This window comes from Brachybacterium phenoliresistens, from assembly GCF_000576425.1.
In the GTDB taxonomy this organism is placed as follows: domain Bacteria; phylum Actinomycetota; class Actinomycetes; order Actinomycetales; family Dermabacteraceae; genus Brachybacterium; species Brachybacterium phenoliresistens.
Genome location: NZ_KK069988.1, coordinates 96,395 through 105,960, shown reverse-complemented (window position 1 = coordinate 105,960; position 9,566 = coordinate 96,395). Strand labels below are relative to the sequence as shown.

General features: G+C 73.2%; 9 protein-coding genes. 3 read left to right on the top strand and 6 right to left on the bottom strand.

Going from position 1 to position 9,566, the window contains the following annotated elements; all coding sequences use genetic code 11:
* Nucleotides 1–14: 14 nt before the first annotated feature.
* Nucleotides 15–572: a glycine cleavage system transcriptional repressor gene (locus BF93_RS00465; RefSeq protein ID WP_038369997.1), complete on the bottom strand. Its 558-nt coding sequence runs from the start codon at nucleotides 570–572 to the stop codon at nucleotides 15–17.
* Nucleotides 573–650: 78 nt separating this feature from the next.
* Between BF93_RS00465 and BF93_RS00460 the strand changes: the two genes are divergently transcribed.
* Entirely contained in the window at nucleotides 651–968 is a 318-nt protein-coding gene (locus tag BF93_RS00460; protein WP_038369996.1) for a putative quinol monooxygenase, read from the top strand.
* A gap of 214 nt (nucleotides 969–1,182) precedes the next feature.
* Here BF93_RS00460 and cimA read toward each other — a convergent pair whose 3' ends face one another.
* From cimA to BF93_RS00435, 5 genes are all read right to left on the bottom strand, one after another.
* The gene (gene cimA, locus BF93_RS00455) at nucleotides 1,183–2,838 is read right to left on the bottom strand and encodes a citramalate synthase (protein ID WP_051486341.1); all 1,656 of its coding nucleotides are present in this window, start codon (nucleotides 2,836–2,838) and stop codon (nucleotides 1,183–1,185) included.
* Nucleotides 2,839–2,895: 57 nt separating this feature from the next.
* Nucleotides 2,896–3,996: a branched-chain amino acid aminotransferase gene (locus BF93_RS00450; RefSeq protein WP_038369995.1), complete on the bottom strand. Its 1,101-nt coding sequence runs from the start codon at nucleotides 3,994–3,996 to the stop codon at nucleotides 2,896–2,898.
* 73 nt (nucleotides 3,997–4,069) lie between these two features.
* Nucleotides 4,070–5,119: a 3-isopropylmalate dehydrogenase gene (locus tag BF93_RS00445; protein ID WP_038369994.1), complete on the bottom strand. Its 1,050-nt coding sequence runs from the start codon at nucleotides 5,117–5,119 to the stop codon at nucleotides 4,070–4,072.
* 19 nt (nucleotides 5,120–5,138) lie between these two features.
* Nucleotides 5,139–6,743, bottom strand: a complete 1,605-nt coding sequence (serA, locus tag BF93_RS00440) for a phosphoglycerate dehydrogenase (RefSeq protein ID WP_038369993.1) — start codon at nucleotides 6,741–6,743, stop codon at nucleotides 5,139–5,141.
* 90 nt (nucleotides 6,744–6,833) lie between these two features.
* Complete coding sequence (locus tag BF93_RS00435; RefSeq protein WP_198025312.1) at nucleotides 6,834–7,796, bottom strand: TetR/AcrR family transcriptional regulator; 963 nt, start codon at nucleotides 7,794–7,796, stop codon at nucleotides 6,834–6,836.
* A 105-nt stretch (nucleotides 7,797–7,901) separates the two neighbouring features.
* Here BF93_RS00435 and BF93_RS00430 point away from each other — a divergent pair, with 105 nt between their 5' ends.
* Both BF93_RS00430 and BF93_RS00425 read left to right on the top strand, forming a co-directional pair.
* Nucleotides 7,902–8,771, top strand: coding sequence for an ABC transporter ATP-binding protein (locus BF93_RS00430; RefSeq protein ID WP_038369992.1), 870 nt, complete (start codon nucleotides 7,902–7,904; stop codon nucleotides 8,769–8,771).
* Nucleotides 8,768–9,550 (top strand): ABC transporter permease, encoded by a 783-nt coding sequence (locus tag BF93_RS00425; RefSeq protein WP_038369991.1) that lies wholly within the window; start codon nucleotides 8,768–8,770, stop codon nucleotides 9,548–9,550. The genes BF93_RS00430 and BF93_RS00425 overlap by 4 nt, the downstream gene beginning before the upstream one ends.
* The last annotated feature ends 16 nt before the right edge of the window (nucleotides 9,551–9,566 follow it).

The following is a 9,566-nucleotide window of genomic DNA, read 5'->3' as shown; positions in this document are numbered from 1 at the left end:
GCCGCGGCGGCGTCTCAGGCCTGCTCGTCCAGCTCCAGATCGACCATCAGCTCGTCGGCGATCGGCTCGAGCGCGGCACGCACGACCTCGATCTCCAGCCCGGCGGGGACGCTCACCACGGACTCCGCCTCGAACAGCACGCCGCCGCCCTGCGGCGCGCTCGAGGTCCAGGACCGGAAGCTGCCGATGCTCACCCGCTGCTCGGCCAGCGCCGTGGAGATCTGACGGACCAGCCCGGGGCGGTCCAGGCCCACCAGGCGCACGGCCACCGCCCGGGCGGCCTGCGCATCGGCGGCCGATGCCGGAGCCTCCGCGGCCTCCGGGGATTGGGCCCGGCCCTGCGTCACCTCGACCGCGAGGCCGACCTCGCCCTCGAGCGCGGCGGCGGCCGCGGTGAGCTCCTGGACCCCGGAGGCCGGGATCTCGATCAGGACGATGCCGGCGAACTTCCCTGCCAGGTGGGAGAACTGGCTGTCCAGCCAGTTCCCGCCATGGGACTCGACGGTCCGCGACAGCGCGGAGACCAGTCCTTCCCGGTCGTCGCCGATGGCCGTGAGCACGAGATGGGTCATGGCCGTCACAGTAGCCGACCGGCTTCTGGAATGCTGGTCGGGACCGCACATTCCCGATCCCTGCCAGGAGGAGCCCTGATGTACGTCATCGTCGTCAAGTACGCCGTCAAGCCCGAGAGCGCCGAGGCGTTCCCCGAGGCCGTCCGCGAGTTCACCGAGGCGACGCGGGCGGAGGAGGGCAACCTCTTCTTCGAATGGTCCCGCAGCCTCGAGGACCCGCTCGAGTTCGTCCTGGTCGAGGCGTTCACCGACGAGGGCGCCGCACCGCACGTGAACAGCGACCACTTCGCGAAGGGGCTGGAGGCGATGCGCCCGCACCTGCGCGAGACCCCGAGGATCATCTCGCGGCAGGTCGAGGGCGAGGGCTGGGACACGATGGGCGAGCTGCAGATCTGAGCTCGGCCCGGGCTCCCGCAGCCTCGGCTCTCGCGGCTCCCGCGCCGGTCCACGAGCCGGTTCCCCGGCGCGGACAGTCACCCGGACTTCCCCCTGCGAGGCGCAGAGGGAAGCCCGGGTGACCGTTCGTCGCGGAGGCGCCGGATTCAGGGGGGGGGGGCGGCCGGCGACTGACCGTCGCGGACCAGGCGGGGTCAGGGGCGCGGCCCGGCGCTCAGATCCCGGCCTTGTGGAATCCGTACGTGTAGGCGTCGGTGATGGCCTCCCAGGAGGCCTCGATGAGGTTCGGGCCGATGCCGACCGTCTGGAACTCCAGCCCCAGCCCGGCGGTGCGCACGAGCACACGGGTGGTGGCGTCGGTGCCGTGGTGCGCATCGAGGATGCGGACCTTGAAGTCGATCAGCTCGAAGTCGTCCACCTGCGGGAAGCGCGAGCGCAGCGCGGCCCGCAGGGCGGTGTCCAGCGCATTGACCGGTCCGTTGCCCTCGGCGATGGTGACGGTGCGCCGGCCCGCGGCGTCGTCGTCGCCGGCCGTCGGGGACGGGGCGAGCTTGACGGTCGCCTCCGTCTCGAGGCCGCCGTCGCGCAGCTGGTGGGAGGTGGTGCGCCAGGACTCGACCTCGAAGTAGCGCGGCACGCGGCCCATCTCGTCCAGCAGGAGCAGCTCGAAGGAGGCATCGGCCGCCTCGTAGGAGTAGCCCTCCGCCTCGCGCTGCTTGACGCGCGCGGCGAGGCGGGCCAGCAGGGCCTTCTCGCCCGTGAGGTCGAAGCCGAGCTCGCGGCCCTTCAGCTCGATGGAGGCGCGCCCGGCCATCTCGGAGATGATCATGCGCATGTCGTTGCCGACCAGGCGCGGGTCGATGTGCTGGTAGAGATCCGGGTCCACCCGGATCGCGGAGGCGTGCAGGCCCGCCTTGTGGGCGAAGGCGCTGGCGCCGACGTACGGCGCGCGCGGGGAGGCCGCCATGTTGACGATCTCGCCGATGGCGTGGGCGATGCGGGTCGCCTCGCCCAGCGACTCCGCGGGGACGAGCTCCACGCCCATCCGCAGCTGGAGGTCCGCCAGCATGGTCACGAGGTCCGCGTTGCCGGTGCGCTCCCCGTAGCCGTTCACGCATCCCTGCACGTGGGTGATCCCGCCGCGCACCGCGGTGAGGGCGTTGGCGACCGCGCAGCCCGAGTCGTTGTGGGTGTGCACGCCCAGGCGGCCCTCGCCGGCGCCCGCGGCCTCGAGGCGGGAGCGCAGCTCCGCGACGATCTCGGCCACGTCATGGGGCAGCATCCCGCCGTTGGTGTCGCACAGGACCACGGCCGCGGCGCCCGCGGCGAAGGCCTCCAGGGCGACGGCCGTGGCGTGCTCGGGATCGGCCCGGAAGCCGTCGAAGAAGTGCTCGGCGTCCACGAACACCTCCCGCCCGAGGCCCACCAGGTGGGCGACGGTGTCGCGGACCATGGCGAGGTTCTCCTCGCCGGTGGTGCGCAGGGCGCCGTGGACGTGGCGGATGTCCGACTTCGCCACCAGGGTGATGGTGGGGGTGCTCGCCTCGACCAGGGCGCGGACCTGCTCGTCCTCCTCCACGCGGACCCCGGCGCGGCGCGTCGCGCCGAAGGCGGCCAGGCGGGCGCTGTGCAGGGTCAGCTCGTGCTGGGCCCGGCGGAAGAACTCGGTGTCCTTGGGGACAGCGCCGGGCCATCCGCCTTCGATGTAGGTCACGCCCAGCTCGTCGAGCAGGCGGGCGACGGCCATCTTGTCGGCGACCGACAGCGTCAGGCCCTCCTGCTGGGAGCCGTCGCGCAGCGTGGTGTCGTACAGGTGGAAGGCGTGGTCCTGCCGGGGCGGGGTCACGGGTGCGGGATGCGGGGCGGACATCCTCGGCCTCCTAGGGGTCTCGGTCTCGCGTGCGCGGGGCGAGCGCACGCCATCGGCTCAGACGAGCCGGGTCAGCCAGCCGTAGCGGTCCTCGGCACGGCCGTACTGGATGTCGGTCAGCTCCGAGCGCAGCGCGAGGGTGAGCTCGCCGGAGCCGCCGTCGCCGACGGTCCACGCGCCCTGCGGGGAGCGGAACTCGCCGATGGGGGTGATCACGGCCGCGGTGCCGCAGGCGAACATCTCGGTGATCTCGCCGGAGGCGACGCGGGCGAGGACGTCCTCGGCGACCATCCGCGTCTCGACGACCTCGAGGCCGCGGTCGGCGGCCAGGCGCAGCAGCGAGTCCCGGGTGACGCCCTCGAGGATCGACCCGGTCAGGGTCGGGGTCTCGATCCGGCCGTCCCGGGTGAGCGCGAAGACGTTCATGCCGGAGAGCTCGTCGATGGCGGTGTGCGTCTCGGAGTCCAGGAAGAGGACCTCGTCGGCCCCGTTCTGGGCGGCCTCGCGCTTGCCCAGCAGGGAGGAGGCGTAGTTGCCGCCGCACTTGGCGGCGCCCGTGCCCCCGGCGCCGGCGCGGGCGAAGGCGTCGGTGATCCACACGACCAGCGGCTGCACCCCGCGGGGGAAGTAGTTCCCCGCCGGGGAGGCGATGACGTAGTAGTCGACCTGCTGGGCGGCGCGCACGCCGAGGAACTCTTCGGAGGCGAACATGAACGGGCGCAGGTACAGCGAGGCCTCCCCCGCCTCGCCCCCGGCGGTCGGCACCCACGGCTCGTCGGCCGCGACCAGCTCCCGCACCGAGGCGAGGAAGTCCTCGGTGGGCAGCTCCGGCAGCGCCAGGCGGCGGGCGGAGCGCTGCAGGCGCTCGGCGTTCTTCTCGGGGCGGAACGTCCACACCGAGCCGTCGGCGTGGCGGAACGCCTTCATCCCCTCGAAGATCTCCTGGGCGTAGTGGAGGACCGCGGTGGCGGGCGAGAGGCTGATCGGCCCGAAGGGGATCAGCTCTCCCCCGTGCCAGCCTCCGTCGATGCTCCAGCGGGCGTGGGCCATGAAGTCGGTGAAGTGCTGTCCGAAGCCGGGGGCGGCCAGGACGGCATCGCGCTCCTCCTGCGAGATGCGACGTGCAGCATCGGCCAGCGGGAAGGTGAGCGCGGTCATCGGGACTCCTCGGAGGGCGTAGGGGTGGCGGGGCGGGGTGCCGGGACGGGCCCGGCACCCCGGGATGGGGGCGTCAGGCCGATCGTACGGCCGCGACGAGGGCGTTGCCGACCTCGCTCGTGGAGCGGGCGCCGAGGTCCGCGCGGACGGCGAGGTCCGCGTCGACCGCGGCGCGCACGCGGCCGGCCGCCTCGGCGTGGCCGAGGTGGTCCAGCAGCAGCGCGACCGAGAGCACCGTCGCGGTGGGATCGGCGAGGCCCTGGCCGGCGATGTCCGGGGCCGAGCCGTGCACGGGCTCGAACATCGACGGGAAGTCGCCGGTGGGGTTGATGTTGGCGCTCGCGGCCAGGCCGATGCCTCCGCCGATGGCGGCGGCCAGGTCGGTGAGGATGTCGCCGAAGAGGTTGTCGGTGACGATCACGTCGAAGCGCGAGGGATCGGTGACCATGTAGATGGTGGCCGCGTCCACGTGCGCGTAGTCGACCGCGACGTCCGGGTGCTCGGCGCCGACGCGCTCGACGATGCGGCGCCACAGGTGGCCGGCGTGGACGAGCACGTTGTGCTTGTGCACGAGCGTCAGCTTCTTCCGGCGGCGCTCCGCCTGCGCGAAGGCGTAGCGGACCACGCGCTCGACGCCGACGGCGGTGTTCAGCGACACCTCGGTGGCGACCTCGAGGTCGGTGCCCACGCGCATGGCGCCGCCGTTGCCGACGTAGGGGCCCTCGGTGCCCTCGCGGACGACGAGGAAGTCGACCTCGCCGGGATCGGCCAGCGGCGAGGAGACGCCCGGCACCAGGCGGGTCGGGCGGAGGTTGACGAAGTGGTCGAAGCCGAAGCGGAGCTTCAGCAGGAGGCCGCGCTCCAGGACGCCGGAGGGGACGTCGGGGTCGCCGACGGCGCCGAGCACGATCGCGTCGTGCTGGGCGAGGGCCTCCATGTCCTGGTCGGTGAGGGTCTCCCCGGTGCGGTGCCAGCGGCCCGCGCCCAGGTCGTAGCCGGTGGTGCGGACCTCGATGCCGGATCCCTCGAGGGCGGCCTCGAGGACCCGCAGGCCCTGGGGGACGACCTCGTGGCCGATGCCGTCGCCCTCGATGACGGCGAGGTCGAGAACGGTGCTGCTCATGGGGTGGATCTCCTCGTGCTCAGTAGCTGACGTCGACGGCGCGGCAGGACACGGCGCCGATCTCGGCACCGATCGCCTCGGCAAGCTCGTGCGGGACGGCCTCGTCCAGGTTCAGGACCACGAGGGCCTCGGATCCCGAGTCCCCCGCGCGGGAGACCTGCATGCCGGCGATGTTCACATCGTTCTCGCCCAGCAGCGCGCCGTAGCGGCCCACCAGTCCGGGGCGGTCCTCGTAGCGGATCACCAGCAGGTGGTCCGACAGCGGGGTGTCCAGGGCGTGCCCGCCGAGCTCGACGAGCTTGTGGACCTGGCTGACGCCGGACAGGGTGCCGGAGACGGAGACGACCTCGCCGTCGCGCAGGGTGCCGCGCACCTGGACGACGTTGCGGAAGGTGTCCGAGTCCTCCTCGGTGACGAGGTCGACGCGGATCCCGCGCTCCTCGGCCAGCACCGGGGCGTTCACGTAGCTGACCTGGTCGGTGACGATGTTGCGGAAGACGCCGCGCAGCGCGGAGAGCTTGATCGCGGTGACGTCGCGGGAGGCGATCTCTCCGCGCACGACGATCTCGAGCAGCTCCGGCCCGGAGTCGGCGAGGGCGGTGAAGATCTGGCCCAGGCGGTCGGCGAGGGCGATGCCGGGGCGGACCTCGTCGTCGATCGCGCCGCCGGCGACGTTGACCGCGTCGGGCACGAGCTCGCCGGCCAGCGCCAGGCGCACCGAGTGGGCGACGGCCACGCCGGCCTTCTCCTGCGCCTCGGCGGTGGAGGCGCCCAGGTGCGGGGTGAGGGTGACCGAGTCCAGCTCGAGGAGCTTCGCGGCGGTCGGCGAGGTCGAGGGCGGCTCGGAGGTGTACACGTCCAGGGCCGCGCCGGCGATCTTCTTCTCGACGAGGGCCTGGTAGAGGGCCTCCTCGTCGATGAGCCCGCCGCGGGCGGCGTTGACGACGTGGAGGTTCGGCTTGGCGAGGTCGAACTCCTCCGCCCCGATGAGGCCGGTGGTCTCCGGGGTCTTGGGCATGTGGACGGTGACCACGTCGGCCTCGCGCATGAGCTCGTCGAGCTCGACGACGCGGGCGCCGAGCTCCGCGGCGCGGGTGTGGTTGACGTAGGGGTCGTAGGCGAGCAGGTGCACGCCGAAGGGGCGCAGGCGCTCGGCGACCAGCTGGCCGATGCGGCCGAAGCCGACCACGCCGACGGTCTTGCCCAGCAGCTCGACGCCGGTGAGCTGCTTGCGCTCCCACTTCCCGGACTTCACCGAGGCGTCCGCGCGCGAGATGTTGCGCAGCGAGGCGAGGATCAGCGACACCGCGAGCTCCGCCGCGGAGACGATGTTGGAGGTCGGGGCGTTGATGACCATGGTGCCGTTGGCCGTGGCGGCGGGCACGTCGACATTGTCGAGGCCCACGCCCGCGCGGGCGACGACGGAGAGGTTCCGGGCGGCCGCGAAGACCTCCGCGTCCACGGAGGTCGCCGAGCGCACCAGGAGGGCGTCGGCCTCGGCCACCGCGGCGAGCAGGGCGGGGCGGTCGGTGCCGTCGACATGGCGGATGTCGACGCCGCTGCCGAGCACGTCGAGGGTGGCGGGCGAGAGCTCCTCGGCGAGGAGAACGACGGGACGCGTCACAGGTGTTACCTCCGGGTGGGGTGCGGCTCGCGGAAGCCGGTCTGGGTCCGCGCACAGGATACGTCGGTGTCCGCCATGCGGATACCGGGGTCAGGATCCGAGACTGCTCCCGTCGGCACGGGCGGCGGCACGAGCCGCGGCCTTCGCGGCGGCGCGCGCCTCGTCCCGGGCTCGACGCGCCCGGTCCTCACGCTTCTCGAGCTCGCGGACACGGCGCTGGGTGGCCTTGCGCAGGGCGGTGACGGCGGCGAGCTCCTCCTGTGCGGCGGTGAGGCGCGCCGCGGGATCGTCCAGCGGCGCGGGCGGGGCGGCACCGGTCGAGGAGCCGTCGAGGACGGCCTCGATGCCGGGCATCAGCAGCTGCAGGGCCACGCCCAGATCGTCGTCGCCCCCGGCCTCCAGGCCCGCCTCCCCGAAGAAGAGACCCGAGTCGATGACGGCGCGGGCGTCGGGGAACCGCCCCTGGGCCACGATCTCGCGCAGCAGGCGCCGCGTGGGCTCCGCCACGGCGCCTCCGTCGCCGGAGACGTCACGCCCCAGCGCAGCGAAGCCCCGCACCTGCACCGCGACCGCCATGAGCACGCCGAGCTTGGCCTCCGGCGGGGCGGTCAGGGTGCGCAGGGCCCGCATCCCCTGGTCCACAGCATGGACCTGGCCCGGCATGAGGAGCGTCTCCGAGGACAGGGGCAGATCCAGCGCCCAGGGGTGGCGCGCGTAGCCGGCGGCGATGGTGCGAGCCCACTGCTCGAGCCCGGTGCGCCAGTCCTCGTCCTCGACCGCCCAGTCGTCCCCGACCACGGCGTCGAGCATGAGCTGGTGCAGATCGTCCTTGGAGGAGACGTAGCGGTACAGGGCCATCGTGGTGAACCCGAAGGTCTTCGCGACGCGCTGCATGGTCACCGCCGCGAGCCCCTCGGCATCGGCGATCGCGATCGCGGCCTCGACGATCCGCTCGTGGCTGAGCTCCCGGCGGGGCCCGCGCTGCGGCGCGGTCGCCACCCCCCAGGCCATGGCGACCAGACGGGAGACCCCGTCGTGCTGCTCCTCGGACATGCGCACAGCGTACGACATACGCAGTGGGCGTTGCGCGGCTTCTGCGTGCGATACATACTGTGTATGTCGCATACCGTGTGCGACGCAGACAGAAGGGGGACGGCCATGGACGCCGCCATCGAGATCGACGACATCTCCAAGAGCTATGCGCACCCCGTGCTGCGCGGGGTGGACCTCACCCACGAGGCCGGCGTGCTCGCGCTGCTCGGCGCGAACGGAGCCGGCAAGACGACCCTCGTGTCGATCCTCACCACCCTGGTGCGCCCGGACGGCGGACGCGCACGGATCGGCGGGGTCGACGTGCTCCGCGACCCGGCCGGGGCCCGGAGGCTGTTCGCGGTCACCGGCCAGGAGACGACGCTGGACGAGCTGCTCACGGGGCGGGAGAACCTCGTGATGATCGGCCGTCTGCTGGGCCTGGGCCGCGACGCGGGCCGACGCGCGGATGCCCTGCTCGAGCAGATGGATCTCGCATCGGCCGGTCGGCGACGGGTCGCGACCTACTCCGGCGGCATGCGCAGGCGCCTGGATCTGGCGGCCTCGCTGCTCTCGCGCCCCGCCGTGCTGTTCCTCGACGAGCCGACCACCGGGTTGGACCCGGTGAGCCGCCGCCGCGTCTGGGACGATGTGCGGGCCCTGGCCGCCGCCGGGACGACGGTGCTGCTGACCACGCAGACGCTCGACGAGGCGGAGGCCCTCGCCGACCGGATCGCGATCCTGCGCGACGGGCGGATCGTCGCCGACGGCACCGCCGCGGAGCTCACCGCCGCCGTCGGCGGGCAGCGCCTGGTGCTGCAGGACGCCACGGGAGCCGAGGTCCGCAGTGCCGACACCGACGGCACCGCGGCGTCCCTGACCCGCGCCCTGGCCCAGCTCGGCCCCGCGGATCAGGACCTGACCGTCGCCCTGCGCTCCCCCACCCTCGACGACGCCTTCCTCGCCCTCGCCCACGGCACCCCGGAGGTGGCCGCATGACCGCCCTGGACGCGCCGCGCGTGCGCGGCACCGGCCCGCTGCGCTCGGGCACCGTCCTCATCGGCCGCAGCCTGCGTCACAGCCTGCGCGACGGGGAAGGGCTGGTGATGGCCGTCGCCCTGCCGGTGATGATGCTCCTGCTGTTCACCTACGTCTTCGGCGGCGCGATCCTCGACGACGGCTACATCGACTTCGTGGTGCCCGGGGTGATCCTCACCTGCGCGGGCTTCGGCGCCTCCTCGGTGGCGGTCGCCGTGAACCGCGATCTGCACCTGGGGGCGATGCGGCGGTTCCGCACCCTGCCGATCCGCTCCTGGACCGTCCTGGTCGGACATGTGGCCGCGAGCGTGCTGCGCAACCTGCTGGCCACCGCGATCGTGATCGCGGTCGCCCTCGCGCTGGGATTCCGACCCACCGCCGGGCCCGGTCGCTGGGCGCTCGTGGTCATCCTGGTGGCCCTGTGGATCCTCGCGATCACCGCGCTGTTCGCCGGCATCGGCATGATCGCCGGCAGCCCCGAGGCCGCCAGCGGCTACGGCTTCGTGCTGCTGTTCCTGCCCTACCTCTCGAGCGCCTTCGTCCCCACGGAGACGATGCCCTCCTGGCTGCGACCGGTGGCCGAGCACCAGCCGATGGGCCCGCTCGTGGACGCCCTGCGGGCCCTGCTGATCGGCGGCGCCGACGTCCAGCTGCTGCCCCCGATCCTGTGGAGCCTCGGCATCACCGCAGCGGCGGGCGTTCTGGTCACCCAGGTGCTGCGTCGCAGCCAGGACCGCTGAGGACGGCGCAGAGCCC